Annotated in this window: 13 protein-coding genes and 1 rRNA gene (1 of these 14 running past the window's edge); all 14 read left to right on the forward strand. The window is 47.8% G+C overall.

What is annotated here, in order from left to right:
* The first annotated feature begins 213 nt into the window (after window positions 1-213).
* On the forward strand, window positions 214-1,878 hold the full coding sequence (locus DESLBE_RS24650) for a ribonuclease J (RefSeq protein ID WP_015944704.1): 1,665 nt from the start codon (window positions 214-216) through the stop codon (window positions 1,876-1,878).
* Window positions 1,879-2,055: 177 nt separating this feature from the next.
* Window positions 2,056-3,984: a sigma-54-dependent Fis family transcriptional regulator gene (locus DESLBE_RS24655; protein WP_144678454.1), complete on the forward strand. Its 1,929-nt coding sequence runs from the start codon at window positions 2,056-2,058 to the stop codon at window positions 3,982-3,984.
* A gap of 359 nt (window positions 3,985-4,343) precedes the next feature.
* Window positions 4,344-5,687: an MFS transporter gene (locus DESLBE_RS24665; protein ID WP_011460379.1), complete on the forward strand. Its 1,344-nt coding sequence runs from the start codon at window positions 4,344-4,346 to the stop codon at window positions 5,685-5,687.
* A gap of 273 nt (window positions 5,688-5,960) precedes the next feature.
* Window positions 5,961-7,244, forward strand: coding sequence for a CoA transferase (locus DESLBE_RS24670; protein ID WP_005808812.1), 1,284 nt, complete (start codon window positions 5,961-5,963; stop codon window positions 7,242-7,244).
* Between the two features lie 44 nt (window positions 7,245-7,288).
* Window positions 7,289-8,629, forward strand: coding sequence for an MFS transporter (locus DESLBE_RS24675; protein ID WP_005808810.1), 1,341 nt, complete (start codon window positions 7,289-7,291; stop codon window positions 8,627-8,629).
* A gap of 44 nt (window positions 8,630-8,673) precedes the next feature.
* On the forward strand, window positions 8,674-10,428 hold the full coding sequence (locus DESLBE_RS24680; protein WP_015944702.1) for an acyl-CoA dehydrogenase family protein: 1,755 nt from the start codon (window positions 8,674-8,676) through the stop codon (window positions 10,426-10,428).
* 81 nt (window positions 10,429-10,509) lie between these two features.
* Window positions 10,510-11,367 (forward strand): 3-hydroxyacyl-CoA dehydrogenase family protein, encoded by an 858-nt coding sequence (locus DESLBE_RS24685; protein WP_011460375.1) that lies wholly within the window; start codon window positions 10,510-10,512, stop codon window positions 11,365-11,367.
* A gap of 127 nt (window positions 11,368-11,494) precedes the next feature.
* On the forward strand, window positions 11,495-11,755 hold the full coding sequence (locus DESLBE_RS24690; RefSeq protein ID WP_015944701.1) for a TIGR04076 family protein: 261 nt from the start codon (window positions 11,495-11,497) through the stop codon (window positions 11,753-11,755).
* A 25-nt stretch (window positions 11,756-11,780) separates the two neighbouring features.
* Window positions 11,781-12,563: an enoyl-CoA hydratase gene (locus DESLBE_RS24695; RefSeq protein WP_144678455.1), complete on the forward strand. Its 783-nt coding sequence runs from the start codon at window positions 11,781-11,783 to the stop codon at window positions 12,561-12,563.
* A gap of 20 nt (window positions 12,564-12,583) precedes the next feature.
* A complete protein-coding gene (locus DESLBE_RS24700) occupies window positions 12,584-13,357 on the forward strand; it encodes an electron transfer flavoprotein subunit beta/FixA family protein (protein ID WP_011460372.1) in 774 nt (257 codons plus the stop codon).
* Window positions 13,358-13,391: 34 nt separating this feature from the next.
* Complete coding sequence (locus tag DESLBE_RS24705; protein WP_144678456.1) at window positions 13,392-14,381, forward strand: electron transfer flavoprotein subunit alpha/FixB family protein; 990 nt, start codon at window positions 13,392-13,394, stop codon at window positions 14,379-14,381.
* 33 nt (window positions 14,382-14,414) lie between these two features.
* Window positions 14,415-16,511 (forward strand): heterodisulfide reductase-related iron-sulfur binding cluster, encoded by a 2,097-nt coding sequence (locus DESLBE_RS24710; RefSeq protein ID WP_144678457.1) that lies wholly within the window; start codon window positions 14,415-14,417, stop codon window positions 16,509-16,511.
* Window positions 16,512-16,619: 108 nt separating this feature from the next.
* Entirely contained in the window at window positions 16,620-17,813 is a 1,194-nt protein-coding gene (locus DESLBE_RS24715; protein WP_144678458.1) for a thiolase family protein, read from the forward strand.
* A gap of 520 nt (window positions 17,814-18,333) precedes the next feature.
* Window positions 18,334-18,644: ribosomal RNA gene (locus DESLBE_RS24725) — 16S ribosomal RNA — on the forward strand (it continues 1,372 nt past the right edge of the window).

Consider the following 18,644-nt stretch of genomic DNA (forward strand, 5'->3'; position numbering starts at 1 on the left):
GAATATCAGCGAGTACCAAGGGCGTTGTATTCGTTTGGGTATTTCGAGTCTTTTTGTTTCACTATCAGAACGTGTTTAGAGCGGATGATAGTATAAGGACAACTTCTCGGAGGTTTCCTTATCATTTTTAGGTGGAAGCAAATTAGCAAGATCCGTGAAAAGAAGGCACAAATAGTTCTATCAAAAGGAAAAATATGGTGGAGGTGTAAAAATTTGCCAAAAGAACATAAGGTTCAGATCATACCTTTAGGCGGATTAGGCGAGATCGGTAAAAATATGACCGTGATTCGTTACGATAATCAAATGATCGTTATAGATGCGGGATTGGCATTTCCCGAAGATGAGATGCTGGGGATAGACATAGTTATACCAGATTATTCTTATCTGCTGGAGCATAAGGACATGGTTCAAGGGATTCTAGTCACCCATGGTCATGAAGACCATATTGGTGCACTGCCTTATCTCCTCAAAGACTTGGATGCTCCTATTTTTGCTACACGATTAACCTTAGGACTCATTCAATCCAAATTAAAAGAAGGAAATCTCGATAATATCAAGGCCACGGTGGTCCGTCCCAGAGATACGGTTAAACTTGGAGTTTTTAAAGTTGAGTTCCTGAGTGTGAATCACAGTATTCCAGATGCAGTGGCACTGGCGATCCATACTCCTCTAGGTACTATTGTTCATACTGGGGATTTCAAAGTGGATCATACTCCTGTCATGGGTGAAAAGATTGATATTCATAAGTTCGCTGAACTGGGCGATAAAGGGGTCCTTTGCCTGATGTCCGACAGTACGAATGTGGAACGGCCTGGTTTTACCATGTCTGAACGCAGCGTGGGACACATGTTCGAGGAAGCATTTAATAGTGCCAAAGACAGAATCATCATTGCCAGCTTTGCAACCAATGTCCACAGACTTCAGCAAGTGATTACGGCAGCGCACCATACTAACCGCAAGGTTGCTGTGGTCGGCCGGAGTATGGTCAACACAGTAGCCATAGCCTCTGAGTTAGGGTATTTGGATATACCGGAGGATACTTTGGTTGATGTGGATGAAGTGGTGAACTTGCCGGGCAATCAAGCTTGTATTCTAACGACAGGCAGTCAGGGTGAGCCCATGTCGGCTCTGACCCGGATGGCTATGAGCGATCACCGGCGTATTGAAATTCAGCCCGGCGATACAGTGATCATATCTGCCAATCCTATCCCCGGTAATGAAAAATCAGTATCAAAAACCATCGACCTCTTGTTTAAGCTCGGTGCCAATGTGATCTATGAATCTTACCAGGGTATGCACGTTTCCGGGCACGCCAGCCAGGAAGAGCTTAAGCTCATGCTTAATATGATTCGTCCTCAGTATTTCATTCCTGTTCATGGTGAGTACCGTATGCTTATTAAGCATGCTAAACTGGCCGAGCAAATGGGAATTTCCAGAGAGAACACGTTTGTTGCTGATAATGGCACAATTGTTGAGTTCACTCGTCATGGAGCGAGTATAGCGGGAAAAGTTCCCGCTGGGAAAGTGCTGATTGATGGACTTGGTGTTGGCGATGTCGGCAATATTGTTCTAAGAGATCGGAAACAACTCTCTCAAGATGGCATTTTAATCGTGGTTATGACGATTAGCCGCAGCTCCGGCGCTATTGTGGCAGGCCCTGATGTAGTAACACGTGGCTTTGTCTATGTACGGGAATCGGAATCCATGCTAGAAGAAGCAAAAGATAAAGTAAGACAAACCATGAACCGCCTCAGGGAGAATCATGTTACAGAATGGGCTGTACTAAAGGGACAAGTTCGAGAAACCTTAAGCAAGCATTTCTATGAGAAAACCCGGAGGCGCCCCATGATTCTGCCGATTATTCAGGAAGTAGAATAAGATCCATTGCTAAAATGAAGTGTTGCCAAACTACTTTGACGGGTAGATTGCAACACTTCGTTTTTAATTAATTACCTGTCGGGAAGGACTTGTTGTATAATTCCGAAAATTCAGTTACTATAATGGATACGGAATGGTCATGCAGGATTTAGGAGTTAGATTTTAGGGGGAAGAAAAATGTTCGGAAAAATCGTCTTGACATCCCCAGATAAGAAAACGACTAGATTATTGGAAAAGATTAGAAAGGAATATAACTTCGAAATTGATGCTTATGAAGCAACCTTTGATGATGCGGTAGAGCTCATTCGGGGTAAAGTGGCTCATCGGGAGCATTGGGATCCGATCATTGCCACCGGTGGCGCAACCCTTGGGTTGCTCCGGGACAATTTGGGAAGAATGCCTTGGGTAAATATTTTTCCAACCGAGTATGACTTGGTTATAGCTCTTGAACAGGCAAAGAAAACGAAAAAAACCATAGGGCTGTTTAATCCCGGACAAATTGATACCGAAGCGATCAAAGCCGTTTGTTCAGCGATACAGATTGACGCGCACATCTATCGATATAACAGTTGGAAGGAAGTGCTGGTTCAGGTTGAAAAGGCCTATCAGGATGGAGTAGAAGTAGCCATTGGGGCCGGAGAAAAGATTTCATCAGCTGTAGAGAGGAAAAATATTCAATATGTATCGGTAACGAGCGGTGAATATACGATTAGAAGAGCCTTTAAATATGCTCAGTTACTTGTGGATCTTAAGCGTAATGAGAAGGTCTCCCACGAATGCATCAAGACAATAGCCGATTCTACCCACGAAGGGATGATTCATTTAAATGAGAATCGGATATTGGTCAATTTTAATGCCAATGCGGCGAAGTTTTTTGGACTCCATGAGAAAGATGTAATAGGAAAATCTGTCCAGGATCTGAGCGGCTGTCCAAGCCTGGCAGCTCTGTTAAAGGATTTTGATCAGAAGCTGAATTTCCTGCACCATACTCCGAAGGGAACGATTTTGGTTAATAAAGTTCCGATTCTTCACAATCACCAATTCAGGGGCATTATGATTAACTTTAAAGAGGCTAATCAGGAAGAATGGGAAAAAACGAGAGCAACCGGGACCAAGGGATTGGTGGCCAAACATCATTTTAGAGACATCATCAACAACAACAGTAAAATGTCTGAAGTAATAACTATGGCCATGAGATATGCTAATATAGACTGCAATGTACTGATCAAAGGAGAAACCGGAACCGGCAAGGAGCTTATCTCTCAAAGCATTCATAATGGACACCGCCAACGCTCCCGTAAGCCTTTTGTGGCGGTCAATTGTGCTTCATTGGACGGCAGTCTATTGAATAGTGAGCTTTTCGGCTACAGTGAAGGGGCCTTCACGGGCGCAAGTAAGGGCGGAAAACCGGGGCTATTCGAAATAGCTCATGGTGGAACCCTGTTTTTGGATGAAATAGATAAAATGAAAAAGGATGTTCAAGCAAATCTTCTAAGGGTTCTCCAGGAGAAGGAAATTCGCAGAATCGGCAGCGATCAGGTTGTTTCTGTGGATGTACGCATCATAGCCGCTTCCAATGAGGATCTCTTGGATCTGGTCAGAAAAGGAGAATTTAGAGAAGATCTGTATTATCGTTTAAACGTCTTGAAACTAACCCTGCCCCCTCTTCGAGAAAGAAGAGGGGATATACCTCACCTCGTCAGAGTCTATCTGCAAAAGTACACCGAAAAATATAATAAAATAAATATTGAGCTGCCTGCGGCTGTTCTTGACAAGATATCCCATTGCGAATGGTATGGAAATATACGACAGTTGAATCATTTTATAGAAAGGTGCGTTGTCCTGTGTGACGACGGAAATGATTTGCCCGAGATTATCTTAATGATGCTGGAAGAAGAATTCTCGACCCGGCCCACACTGCACGCCAGAGAGGAGGAAGAACAAGACAATGACACCATTAATGTGCGGATAAGGTCCTTAGAGGAAATGAATGCAGAAATTGTTCATAGAGTAAAGGCGAAGACAAAAATCTCCAACGGTGAACTCGCATTAATGATGGGGATTAGCCGGCCCACACTGCTTAAAATGCTGAAAAGTGGCAGGTGATTATAAAATACTTTATATAAGAGGCGTATTGAGACTAAGGTTTCGATACGCCTCTTGCTGTGTGCCCCCAGCAAGGAATTTAGTGCTTTCTTTAACATGTAAAAGTTTTTTACAGCCTATAAAAAAATATGACAATTTTTTTAAATGCCGGCTTCCGGTCCGCGGCAATAAAGGGCTGAGCAGAGGAAATCAGGGGCGGAAAGGGATGGCACGGGAATTGCATAGCTAACTTTATGTACAGAAAATTCAGAATATTATAGAAGAGGGGGGGTAGAAAGGATTTCTGCATAAGGCATCATGAGCGAAGGATGTGGCCGGGCTTGAAGAGGGTGAGGAGATCGAGATAAGGAGAGATAAATGTGAATAGAACCTATATATCCGAGGTCATAGATCAATTAGGCGTCTCAAAATACACTTACACAATGTATATTCTGGTCGGGATTGCCCTGCTTTTTGATGGATTTGATTATATGATCGTGGCTTATACCATGCCTCAGATGGCGGCTGAATGGGGACTGTCCAAAGTCCAAACGGGAAGTCTGACCTCATGGAGCCTGATCGGCTTGATCATTGGAGGATTGACTGCAGGTATTATCTCCGATCGCATTGGCAGGAAAAAAACCCTGTCCATCTTTGTGGCTATGTATTCTCTGCTGACGCTGCCTATTTATTTTGTACATAGCTTTGAAGTGTTTGCGATGTTGAGAATATTAAGCGGTATCGGTCTGGGGGCATGTATTCCCATTGCGGTGACCATGATGACAGAGAGCGCGCCAACCCATAAAAGAGGTTTTTTCACCTCGTCGATTATGGCCTTTTATATCTCCGGTTGGGTGGTAGCGGGTATCGTAGCCATCACCATTGTTCCGGTCTTTGGCTGGCGGGTTTGTTACCTGCTCGGAGGAATACCAGCCCTCTATTCTTTGGTTTTATGGTTCAAAATGAAAGAGTCCCCTTATTGGCTTCTGAGCAAAGGCCGCGAAAAAGAGGCCATTGATGTCGTCAAAACCATCGAAATCGCCGCAAGAGGAAAAGCCGGCGAATGGCCTCTTGGACGGTTAATCACTCCGCCTGCTCCCCCTAAAGTAGGGGTAAGTATGATTTTTTCCAAAAACTATCGTAAAGCGACCCTCGCCAATTGGACAATTTATTTTATGGGCTCAGTGTTAATCTATGGGATTTCCGGCTGGTTGCCTACATTGCTGGTTGAGTCCGGTTTTGGAGTAGTGAAGGGATACTCATTTGCCGTATTACAAAATATTTTTGCGATAATCGGTGCAATGAGCATTGGGTTTTTTGCCGATATTATTGGCCGCAGGTTAAATGTTTCCTTAAGCTGGTTCTTTACGGCGGTCTTCGCCATTCTTTTAGGCTTTGCGACCACCCAATGGCAGGTTATTTTGTTTATCATTATTGTCGGCTTCTTAATGAACGGAGCCTTAAGCTCGACCCAGCCCTTGTTGACGGAATCGTATCCGACGGAGTTTAGAAGCACTGGTGTGGCGTGGGCCCAGGCCTTCGGACGGTTGGGAGGGTTTTCAGGACCCATCGCGGCGGGGTTTATCCAACAGATGGGGGCAGGGTTTACAGGTCTATTTATATTTTTTGCGATTCCCTCCTTTATTGCCGCTGCAGTAGCTTTTTTCTTCGTCGTTGAAACCAAGGATAAAGCTATCGAAAAAATTGTGAGTGCCAATGTTTAAAAAAACTTTACAAGGATAGCAAAAAATTTGACATAGTTTTCAGGAGGGCGGTGGGGTGTTTTCCTGGAAAGGCCAAGAGAGAGGGTTTGCCATTCATTGACAAGTTGGCATGAGAATTGCATTGATATCAGATTAGTTTGAAAATTAGGAAAATATCTTAAAGTCGACAATCTTGGGAAAGGAGTTTTTGAAGGGTTAGAGCAATGAAGATTTGTTTAAGGGTATGAACCGCAGATGAGTAAAAAAGATTAGTAGCAGAGGGGAGATTATTAAATGGGCAGATGGAAAGAACTCGAGCGCATTCCTGCTCCGGCCTTGACACCGGTCTACGGGCCTCTTGCGGGGATGAGGGTCTTAATGACCGGTAGTATTGTAGCGGCTCCTTTTGCGGCATCGATGCTTGCAGAGTTCGGAGCGGAGGTTATTCACGTTGAGCGGCCGAATGTTGGCGATCCTTACCGTGAACAAGCTCCAATCGTTAAACGCAATGACCGGAAAATCAGTGCGGCTTGGATCCAAGAAGGCAGAAATAAATTAAGTCTGACCTTGGAGATCAATTTAAAAATTCCGGAGAGTAAAGAAATCTTTCTCTCTATGATCAAGAACTGTGATGTCTGGCTGGAGAACATGGTGTGGACGGAAAAATTGGGAATTACGGAAGAGATGCTTCTCGAAGTCAACCCTAAACTGGTCATTGCTCATATCAGTGGGTTCGGGAGACCGCAATTTGGCGGTGTTCCGGAACAATGCAACAGGCCGTCCTACGACCCCATTGGCCAGGCAGAGGGTGGATATATGTTTGTCAACGGTTTTCCCGAGCCTATGCCTCCCTCCCATGCGGCCACCTTTATCAACGATTATATGACGGCGATGTTTGCGGTTAACGGCATACTGATGGCCTATCACCATGCCCAGAAGACAGGGAAGGGTCAGGCCATTGATGTGACACAGATCGAGTCCATGAGCAAGGTTCTCAACGATACCTTTGTCCAGTATTTTGAACTGGGCCGGGTAAGGCAGCGGAATGGCAATAAAGTAGCCATCTTCCAACCGGGGAACCTCTTCAAGACAAAGGATGAGAAATACCTTTATATCGGCGCCTATGGAGCTGCGGTATACGGACGCTTCATCAAAGCCTTGGGTCTTGATCTCGATAAATATTCCCATGAAACCTGCGGCAATTCCATCGAGGCGATCAATTCCGAGCTGGGACTGGAATTAAATCAGAAGGCCATTGACTGGGTGGCAGCCCGTGACGCAGAGGAGGCCTTGCAGTATTTGCTCAGCCAAAAAGTGCCCAGCGGTATTGTCAGGACTTCAGCCGACCTGGCGGCCAATGAGCACTACCAAAAGAGGGGGAATTTCATTGAATATACGGATGAAACCCTGGGTGAAAAAGTTAAAGCCTTTGGTTTTGCTCCCAAGCTGAGTGTGACCCCCGCCCAAGTATGGCGTGGCGCCCCCACCCTGGGTCAAGACACCGATAATATTCTCAGCAAGCTGCTGGGGTACAGCGCAAGTGAAATAGCGGCGTTTAGAGAAAAGAACGTTATCTGATTTTTAAAAAGGGTAGGGGATAGATATTGGATGGGGGAATAACGATGGGCAAAATTTCGATTTCCGATGTAGTGGATCAAATAGGCGTCTCAAAGTATACGTATAAAACCTACTTTTTAGTAGGCCTTACCCTCATTTTCTGTGGATTCAGCTATATGATTGTTTCCTACACCATGCCTCAGATGTCTGCAGAATGGGGACTGACCAAGGTTCAAACGGGGAGTCTGGCATCATGGAGTCTTTTGGGGCTGATGGTGGGCGGAATGATCGCAGGAATTATTTCCGACAGTATTGGCCGGAAAAAGGGTCTGGCCATTTTCACCATATGGTTTTCTTTACTCACCTTTCCCATTTATTTTGTTAACAGCTTTGAAGCTTTTGCTATTTTAAGGATCTTAGGCGGGGTTGGCTTTGGTGCTTGCATCCCCATCGCCATTACTTTGATGGCGGAGAATGTGCCCACGAAAAACAGAGGGTTTTTCATCTCTTCCATCATGTCCTTCTATGTTTTGGGTTGGGTCGTGGCCGGTGTGGTGGCGATTTATGTGGTTCCCACCTTTGGCTGGAGAGTGTGTTATTTAATCGGAGTGCTTCCCGTTCTCTACGCCTTCGTTTTAATGGCGGCTCTTCAAGAATCTCCCCATTGGTTATTAGGTAAAGGGAGAGAGAAAGAAGCCATTGAGGTTCTTAAGCGCATTGAGATGGTAAGCAAAGGAAAAGCCAACGACTATGCTCCGGGCAGCTTGTTCCTGCCTCCTCGCCCGAAAAAGGTTGGCGTTGGAGCCCTTTTCTCCCGGGAGTATAGCCGGGCAACCATGGCCCTTTGGATCATTTATTTTATGGGTTCCGTGGTGATTTATGGCATCAACGGCTGGCTGCCTACTCTGCTTGTGGATAAGGGGTACGGCTTGGTCAAAGGATATTCCTTCGCCGTCCTGCAAAATGTTTTTGGTGCCATCGGAGGTCTGTGTACCGGTTATGTGGCGGATATCATCGGGCGGAGAACCAATGTGATTATCGGTTGGATAGCGACAGCGGTTGCCATACTTCTGCTGGGGGTTGCCTCAAATCAGTGGATGGTAGTGATCTGTGGGATGTTGGTTGGCCTGGCTATGAACTGGGGTCTGAGCGGAACACAGCCCCTGCTGGCTGAGGGGTATCCTACGGAATTCCGAAGTACGGGGGTTGCTTCGGCTCAGGCTTTCGGACGGGTTGGAGGATTTCTTGGCCCCATCGTTGCCGGGTATGTTCAGCAGCTGGGGGTAGGCTTCACAGGCACCTTTGTCTTCTTTGCCGTTCCGGCGGTGATTGCCTCTTTTGTAGCCTTATTCTTTGTGGTTGAAACCAAAGGAAAAAGTATCGAAAGAATTAGTGCCAACGCCTGACCATGATGTGTTCGTAAAGAGTGTAGAAAGAGAGTGTGAACAGAATGAGCGACTTACCAAAAGGGGGGAGCTTTCTCTTCGGGGAAACCAGGTTTCAGGATGTTTTTACCCCTGAGGACTTTACCCTTGAGCATAAGATGCTTTATCGAACGGCGATGGGCTTTGTGACGGATCGCGTTTTGGCGGTTATGGAGGAGTTGGAAGAGAAGCGGGATGGTCTGAACAAACAGCTTATCCAAGAAGCTGGTGAATTAGGACTTAATGGGCTGGATATTCCCGAGGAATACGACGGTTTGGATCTGGATAAAATCAGCACCACCATTGTCGCCGAGTGCATAGGAAAGGGCGGTTCCTTCGCCATGACCCAGGGGGGACATACCGGCATCGGCAGTATGCCCATCGTCATGTTCGGCACCCATGAACAAAAGAAAAAGTATCTGCCGGGGATCGTCAGCGGAGAAAAGGCGGGGGCTTATGCTTTGACGGAACCGGGAGCCGGCTCCGATGCCATGTCGGCGAAAACCCGGGCGGATCTGAGTCCCGATGGCAAATATTATCTGTTAAACGGAACCAAGCAGTTTATCACCAATTCCGCCTTTGCCGATCTTTTTATTGTTTATGCCAAAATCGCTGGGGATAAGTATACGGCCTTTATCGTCGATGCCGATTCCGAGGGGCTGTCCCTGGGACCGGAAGAAAAGAAGATGGGGATCAAAGGCTCCTCCACCAGGCAGGTCATCCTGGATAATGTCAAAGTACCTGTGGAGAATATTTTGTTTGAAATTGGGAGAGGTCATATTGTCGCCTTTAACATTTTAAACTTAGGTCGTTATAAGCTCGCTGCCAATGCCTTAGGAGCTTCCAAGCATGCCTTGGAATTAGCGGCCGCCTATGCCAATGAGCGCAAACAGTTCGGGACCCCTATCGCTAATTTTGGCTTGATCAAGGAAAAGCTGGCGAAGATGGCCATTAAAACCTATGTGATGGAAAGTATGCTCTACCGTACGGGAGGTCTTTTGGACGGGATACTCCATGGCTTGGATACTTCCGGTGAGAACGGGGGACAGGTTGCCGCCAAGGGAATTGAGGAGTACGCTCTGGAGTGTTCCATGAACAAGATTTTTGCTACAGAGGCCCAGGGCTATGTGGTGGATGAAGGTGTCCAAATTCACGGCGGGTACGGGTATTGCTCCGAATACAGCATCGAAAGGCTTTACAGGGATGCCCGGATTTACCGGATTTTCGAAGGAACCAACGAGATCAACCGGACGATTATACCGATTACCTTATTGCGGCGGGCGGACAAAGGGGATTTGCCCCTCCAAGAGGCTGTGCAAAAGCTGAAAGAGTACATTGCTGCCGGGGGAGCGGCAAGGGAAGATGAAGCCGGATTAATCCAGGCAGCAAAGGATATGTTCCTGCTGACCATGGCTGCCGGCCTGCAGAAGTACGGAAAGAATCTCCAGAAGGAACAAGAGATTGTCGGTAAACTGGCAGATTTGGCAATCCAGGCTTTTGCCATGGAGAGCGCCTGGCTGCGGACCCAGAAGGCTGTAGCCAATGAGGGTGAGACTAAGGCAAAACTGAAGAGTTGGATGACCAGTGCCTTTATTTATGGAACGATAGGATACCTTGAGTCCATCGCCAAAGAAATCTTATCCGCTCTGGCCGAGGGTCAGGAGCTGGAGAGCTTGTTGAAGGATTTGCAGGCAGTGACCCAATGCACTTTGGGGAACACCATCGCTCTGCATAGAGATATCGCTGCGGCAGTATCCGAGGCAGGTAAATACGCGGTCTAAGGACTACTTTCAATGGAAGCAGAGTATTCCGCTGAACGAAGTCCGTTCTATTGGAAATAAAAAAGAGGAGGTCATATTAAAATGACAATGACAAAGATAGGGGTTTTGGGAGCAGGTTCTATGGGTGGCGGGATTGCCCACCTGGCAGCGGTGAAGGGCTTGGATGTGATTCTTTGCGATGTTGAGCAGCGGTTCGTCGACGGGGCCGTCCAGCGCATTGCCGGTTTTCTGGATAAGAATGTGGCTAAGCAAAAAATGACGGTTGAAGAAAAAGACGCTGCTTTGCAGCGCATCACCACCACCACCAATATGGAGGACCTAGCGTCGGTTCCTCTGGTCATTGAGGCGATTTTCGAAGATATGGATATCAAAAAGACAGCCTTTCAGAAATTGGATCAGATTTGCGGCCCGGAAACGATCATTGCCTCCAATACCTCCTCCATGTCCATCACCACTTTAGCGGCAGCCACCTCCCGCCCGGATCGGGTCGTAGGCATGCATTTCTTTAATCCTCCCCTGGTTATGCGTTTGGTCGAAGTCATCCGCGGCTATTACACCAGCGATGAGACGGTGGCCAAAGTATCCGATGTTTCCAGAGCCATGGGGAAAACCCCCGTTGAAGTGAAGAAGGATACGCCGGGCTTTATCGTCAACCGGATCATGATGCCCCAATTCCTGGAGGCGGTTCGCATCGCCGAGGAAGGAATCGCCTCCATCGAGGACATTGATACCGCCGTCAAGCTTGGTCTGAATTACCCCATGGGACCGTTTGAACTCATGGACTTCACCGGTGTAGAAATTTCTGTCCATGTCTCCGATTATTTCGTAGAAGAGTACAAAGATATGAAATGGAATGCGCCCCAATTGCTCAAGAACATTGTCCGGGCCGGACGTCTTGGCAAAAAGACCGGCGCCGGCTGGTACGATTACGACAAATAAGAAATAGTTCTCTGGAAATCCGTACCCTTGCTTCAGATGGAGCTTAAACTCCATCTGAAGCAGAGGTGTTCAAGGACAAGTGCATTCCATAGCGAGAAGAAATCAATGCTTACAAGAGGAGAGCAAGATGAAGGTAGAGATGAAAGTAAAAAGCATAAAGGGGCATTGTGCGGCAGGCTATCAAGTAGGGGAGAGGGTGATTTATTCTGAACCCAATATAACCTCCTGTGAAGGCAGCCCCCTTTGCCTATATGCGTTGAGCAGCTTCATTCCTTACCTGACTGCATTAGGCAGGGAAACAGAGGGTAAGGACTGGATTAACCAGCTTAGGGCGCTGCAATGCCCTGATCCTGCCAATACAGTGGTCTTTTCCTTGCAGCGGAACTGAATCTTACAGGGGGAGGAATATAGTTATGCCGGAAAATAGGGTGGTCGAGCTTACCGTTTGTAATGGAGTAGGGGTTATTACAATCAATAATCCGCCCGTCAATGCTCTGACCTTAGAGGTAAGAGGGCAATTGAAAGAAACCTTAAATGAAGTGGAAAAGAACACAGGGATTAGAGTCCTGGTCATTACCGGAGCAGGGCCCAAGTGCTTTGTGGCCGGTGCGGATATTAAAGATTTTCCCAATCAGTTTAAAGAAGGTCCCCGGGAAAATGCCACCATCTACAAAGAAATGTTCTCCTATTTGGAGAATACCCCCAGACCCGTGATCTGCGCTCTCAATGGCCTTGCTTTAGGCGGAGGCCTTGAACTGGCTTTGGCTTGTGATATCAGAATAGCGGATGAAAAGGCCAAGCTGGGCCTTACAGAAGTTCTGCTCGGTCTGCTTCCGGGACTTGGGGGCACCCAAAGACTGGCCCGGCTGGTAGGACCGGCGAAAGCGAAAGAACTTTTATTCAGCGGAAAAATTGTCAAAGCGGATGAGGCCCTTAGAATCGGCTTAGTCAATGAAGTGGTCCCCGCCGGTGAATCTTTGAATGAAGCCCTTAAATTAGCTGAGAAGTTGGCTAAAGGGGCCGGTATCGCCATGGGTTACGATAAGTTGTTAATCAATAAAGGCTTGGAACTCAGTTTAGCGGATGCTCTGGAAATGGAAATGCACTATGTGGAAAAGGTTTTTGAGACGGAGGATCTCCGTGAAGGTCTCGATGCCTTCATCAATAAGCGTGAAGCGGTATTTAAAAATCGTTAGCCCCATAAGGAGGATACCCTATGAACATTGTGGTATGCGTTAAGCAAACGATTGATACAGAAGCGAAAATAGTTTTGAACAGCGATGGCAAAGTAGATGTCAATGGGGTCACTCTGGTTATCAATCCTTTAGATGAGTATGCCATTGAAGAGGCTCTCCGGATGAAGGAGAAATTTGGCGGTGAAGTGACCGTGGTCACCCTCGGAGGAGAAGAAGCTACGGCGGCCATTCGCGGCGCTTTGGCGATGGGTGCCGATCAAGCGATTCACATTAAGGACCCTGCTCTGGGAGAGGTGGATGAGGGCATAGTCGCGGCTATACTGGCCAAGGCGGTGGAGCCCCTCCCTTATGACATTATTTTAGCGGGAGTTATGGACACAGATATAGGTTCGGCCCAGGTTGCGGTGCGTATGGCCGAAAAATTGGGACTTCCTTCCATCAGCAGTGTCACTAAATTAGATATTAACGGCAGTCAGGCAACAGCCCTGCGGGTTATCGACGGCGGACTGGCAACCCTTGAGGTTACGCTCCCTGCAGTCATAACCGTAGTTCAAGGGATCAATGAAGTTCGTTATCCATCCGTCGCCGGAATTATGAAAGCGAAGAAAAAACCCTTAACCACCGTTAAACTAAGCGATTTAGGGCTGAATGCCTCCGACTTCGCGCTGCAGGCAAAAGTTATCCACTATACTTTGCCTACCCCGAGAAAAGGCGGCAGAATACTTCCCGGTGAAGCAGCGGAATCCACTCGTGAATTAGCACGCCTGCTCCGCGAGGAAGCTAAAGTTCTCTAATCAGGTGAGGAAACACTGTAAAGGAGCGAGTCGTATGCCAAAGGGAATCTGGATATTTGTCGAACAAGCTGCCGGAAAAATTCGCAAAATATCTTTGGAATTATTAAGTCAGGGACGGAAAATTGCCGACCAGACGGGAGAACCCCTGGTAGCGGTCATTGCTGGGGAAGGGATCGCCCCTTTGGCCCAGGAAGCCGCTGCCTATGGAGTTGACCAGGTCTACTTACTGGACTCCCCACAATTGGCTCAGTACACTACCGGTGTCTATACTTCTGCACTGACTAAGCTCATTCGTGAAAAAGAGCCCCAGGCCTTTCTCCTGGGCTATACAGCAGTTGGAAAAGACCTGGCTCCCCGCCTTGCCCAACGTCTGGGAGTGGGTCTTGCTTCAGATGTCATCGACATTGAAGTGAATTCGGAAAAATTCCTGATCTGCAAACGCCCTGTTTATACGGGCAGTGCCTATAGCCTTGTCGAGATCGTGACCAGACCAGTCCTTGCTACGGTAAGGGCCAAATCTTTCCCAGTAGCGGAACCGACTCCCTCCAGGCAAGCCGAAGTCATTGAAAGGACGGTAACGGTCGATCCGGAAGATCTTAAGGTTCTTGTAAAGGATGTAGCCCTTTTGGTTACCAGCCGCCCGGCACTGACCGAAGCAGATTTTGTGGTCTCCGGTGGCCGGGGCATGAAAGCCCAAGAAAATTTCGCTATCCTGGAAGGGTTAGCCGATGTGATGGGGGGAGCGGTAGGAGCTTCGCGAGCAGCCGTGGATTCCGGTTGGATCGATAACCAGTTCCAAGTCGGACAGACGGGGAGCATTGTCGCCCCCACCTTGTATGTGGCCTGCGGGATCAGCGGAGCGATTCAGCACCTGGCCGGCATGGGGGCATCTAAGTTTATTGTTGCCATCAATAAAGACCCGGAGGCCCCGATTTTCAGCGTGGCCGATTATGGTATTGTAGGGGATTTGTTCGAGGTGGTCCCCTTGCTTACTGAAGAGTTCAAAAAACTGGTCAGCGCCTAAAGGGACGGGCGGAAAAGGAGAGGAGGGTCTCAAATAGCTACGCGGGTGCTTTATTGGAATATTGACGGGCATTGGCTCATCTATCCTCTGGCTGTGATTACTTTTATAATATTTTTCTACGGCTATTACCGGCGTTATCGTCTCTGGAAAATGGGCCGTCATGAAAAACGTTGGCCGGGGCTGTGGCAAGGAATTAAAGATGTGGTGATTTACGGCTTTGGACACAAAAGAATTCTCAAAGAAGGATATCCGGGTCTCATGCATGCCATGATCTTCTGGGGCTTTGCCTTGCTTTTCTTTGCCACCTTAATTGTGGCTATCCAGGCCGACTTTGGACTGCAAATTTTCCGAGGACCCCTTTATCTCTTTATTAAAGTCACGGCCAATCTTTTTGGCCTGTTGGCACTGCTGGGAATCCTGATGGCCTTTTGGCGGCGTTATGTCATCCGCCCCCGCAGGTTGGATAATACCAAAGATGATGCCATCATCCTGGCCTTGATCCTGGTGGTTCTGGTAACCGGATTCATCGTGCAAGGGATTCGGATGGCTATCGAGCCGGATCCCTGGGCGACTTACGCTTTTATGGGCTATGTGATGGCTCCCTGGTTGGCAAACCTTTTTAGTGAGGCGGCCCTGTTATCCTTGCACAAAATAATTTGGTGGATCCATCCCATCCTGGCCTTTGTCTTGATCGCTTATTTTCCTTATTCCAAGCTCTCCCATATCTTGTTGGCTCCGGCCAATCAGGTATTGCGCCATCATGGTCCCATCGGCGTACCGGAGCCCATCGATTTTGAAGATGAGAGCATTGAAACTTATGGCAAAAGCAAGCTGGGGGAATTCAGCTGGAAAACCCTGTTTAACACCGATGCCTGTGTAAAATGCGGGCGCTGCCAGGATTACTGTCCTGCCTATTTGAGCGGCAAACACCTCAATCCCAAACAGGTGATTCAGGATCTGCGCGTTCATATGGAAGAGGTGGGCAAAGCCTATGAGAACTATCGGAAGGAGCATCCGGCCAGGGCCGTTGAGGAGGGAGCCGGTCTGCAGGAAGCCGCTGCAGCGGCCCAAGGGAGTGCCGGGCAGGAAAACTTGCCCAGTGAAGAAGAACTGGGTCTGCCGGCTCTCATCGGTCAGGTGATTTCTGAAGATGACATTTGGGATTGTACCACTTGCCGTTCCTGTGAGGAGCAGTGTCCCATCTTTGTAGAACATGTGGACAAAACCGTGGAAATGCGCCGGAATCTGGTTCTCATGGAAAGTTGTTTTCCTCCGGAAGCCCAACTGGCCTTCCGCAATATGGAGAATAACGGCAACCCATGGGGAATCGGCTGGAGTAGCCGGACCGACTATTTACAAGGTTTGGGTGTTCCGACCCTGGCGGAGAACCCTGAGGCGGAAATCCTCTATTACCCGGGGTGTTCAGGAGCCTTTGATGGACGGAATCAGAAGGTTTCCGCAGCTATAGTGAAGCTGCTGCGGCAAGCACAGGTCAATTTTGCCATCCTCGGCAATGAAGAGAAATGCTGCGGAGATTCGGCCCGCCGTTTGGGGAATGAGTACCTTTTCCACTCCTTGGCCACCGAGAATATTAAAGTGCTGAACGGCTATGGGGTAAAGAAGATTCTTACCCAATGTCCTCACTGTTTCAACTGCCTGAAACACGAATATCCCCAGTTTGGAGGAGATTTTGAAGTCCTTCATCATACGGAATACCTGAATGATCTGCTCAGTTCAGGACGTTTGCAACTCAATCATGGGATAGGCGGAGCAGATGGGCGCCAGATCACTTACCACGATTCCTGCTACTTAGGGCGTTACAACACTATTTATCAAGCTCCCCGCCAATTATTGCAAGAGGTTGGGCTTAATCTTCTGGAGATGGCCCATACCAAGGAAAAGAGCTTCTGCTGCGGAGCGGGGGGCGGTCGCATGTGGCTGGAGGAGCATCAGGGAGAGCGAATCAATGTGATGCGTGCCGATGAAGCCATCGCCCTAGGAGTAGATAGGGTGGGCACGGCATGTCCCTTCTGTTTGACCATGATCAGCGATGGAGTTGCAGCACGTGAGGGAGGGGAGCAGGTTAAAGTCCTGGACATTGCTGAAATTTTGGCTGAGAAGATATCCTAAATTTAAGCGGATAGATCCGGTATGGACTTAGCTCATCATCAGTGGGGGGCGAATCCCCCTTGAATGGAATCTCGTTCAATCCTATAAAAAATTTAGGAGGTTGTTATTATGTATTCAAAAGCCTTTATCCCTTATGGTGGTTATTACAGTACCCCATTTGCCCGTTGGCAGGGAGTCCTTCAGAATGAACATTCCGTTGAATTGGCCGCTGCTACAGCTAAACGATGGTTTGCCTCCAAAGGAATAGATCCGAAGATCTTTGAATACTTGGTTCTGGGAAAAACCATTGGTCAATTGCATACGTTTTATGCCGCTCCATGGGCGGCTGCTCTGATGGGAGCCCCGGATATTCCCGGTCTGCATATTACACAAGCCTGCTCAACCTCCACCACATGCTTGAGCCAAGCGGCTTCCAGTATTGAGACGGGTCTTTATGACACCTCATTCTGCCTGCTCACCGACCGGGCTTCCAATGGCCCCTTCACCCTTTGGCCCAATCCCATGGGCCCCGGTGGCGAGCTCATTAAGGAGAGCTGGATGATGGATAACTTTGCTGCCGATCCCTGGGCCGGCTCTGCAATGATCCAAACAGCCGAAAATGTGGTGGCCAAAGCCGGTGGAATTACCAAGGAGGATGTGGACCGGGTCACATCCCGACGTTACGAACAATATAATGATGCCCTGGCCAACGACAGGGCCTTCCAAAAACGCTATATGTTCCCTGTGGAATATAAAATCAGCAAAAAGAAAACAGGCATTTTTGAAGAGGATGATGGTGTGACCTCTTCAACCTATGAGACCTTAGCTCCGTTGAAAGCGGTTATTCCTGGAGGAGTACACTCCTTCGGTGCCCAAACCCATCCGGCCGATGGCAATTGCGGGTTAATTGTCACGACGCAAGATAGAGCCCAGGAACTGAGTACGGACAAAAACATCCGGATTCAAATTCTTTCTTATGGTTATGCCCGCGCTGAGAAAGCTCATATGGCGGCAGCTGTAGTACCTGCCTCAAAAATGGCTTTGGACAAGGCCGGTATCGGAACCCAAGACTTGAAAGCCATTAAATCTCACAATCCTTTTACAGGGAATGATTTGTTTATGGCCAATGAAATGGGTCTGGATGTCATGAATATGAATAACTACGGCTGCTCACTGGTGTATGGGCATCCTCAAGGGCCGACAGCTGGTCGGACGATTATTGAAATGATTGAAGAACTGGTAATGCTGGGAGGCGGTTATGGTTTGTTCACAGGATGCGCCGCCGGCGACACAGGTGCGTCACTGGTCATTAAGGTCTCCTGATAGGGAAACGGCACACTGCGATTCTGTGTGGTATTGCTTAACATTGCGGTTTCCATGATGGTCGGATGCAACTTGTCTTGCTTAGAGTGTTTGGGATGGATTGTTCTATAGTTGCTGAAAGTAAGGGAGTGCCGCAAGCTATTAAAATAGCTTTTTCGGCACTCTCTTTTAAGGCTCAGATTCGATTGGGCAGACTCAGATTAAACATAGATAAAAAAGATAATGAACCATGCATATTTTTTAAAAAAAATAACATGATAAAAGGGGTTGACAAAGTTTGATTACTCTGGTAAAGTCTATAAATGTCGCCACTAAGTGCGGCGGCCAGTAACTAGTCACTAATCGAAAGATTATGTGATGAAAAAATAACAGTTGACGGAACTCGTCAAAAATGTTAAGATGAATCTCGCCGCTGAAAGCGGCAAAAACAAAAATGGTCTTTGAAAACTAAACAACAAGGAACAGCCAATGACTCGTCAAATGAGTAAAGAAATTTGAGCAATCAAAGTTCTTCATAAATTTTATGGAGAGTTTGATCCTGGCTCAGGACGAACGCTGGCGGCGTGCCTAACACATGCAAGTCGAACGGACTAACGTTTAGCACTGAGTGTTCAGTGAAGTTGGTTAAAGCGAGAGCTCGAACGTAGTGAAGCGAAGAGAGAGCTCCAGGCTTTATAAAGTGCCAACACAGTGTGCTCAAGGGAAACAGTAAGAACACTGAGTGCTAGACGTTAGTTAGTGGCGGACGGGTGAGTAACGCGTGGATAACCTACCTGCTAGACCGGGACAACCCTTGGAAACGAGGGCTAATACCGGATGAGCTTAATTAGT

It is taken from the genome of Desulfitobacterium sp. LBE (assembly GCF_007830365.1).
In the GTDB taxonomy this organism is placed as follows: Bacteria; Bacillota; Desulfitobacteriia; order Desulfitobacteriales; family Desulfitobacteriaceae; genus Desulfitobacterium; species Desulfitobacterium hafniense.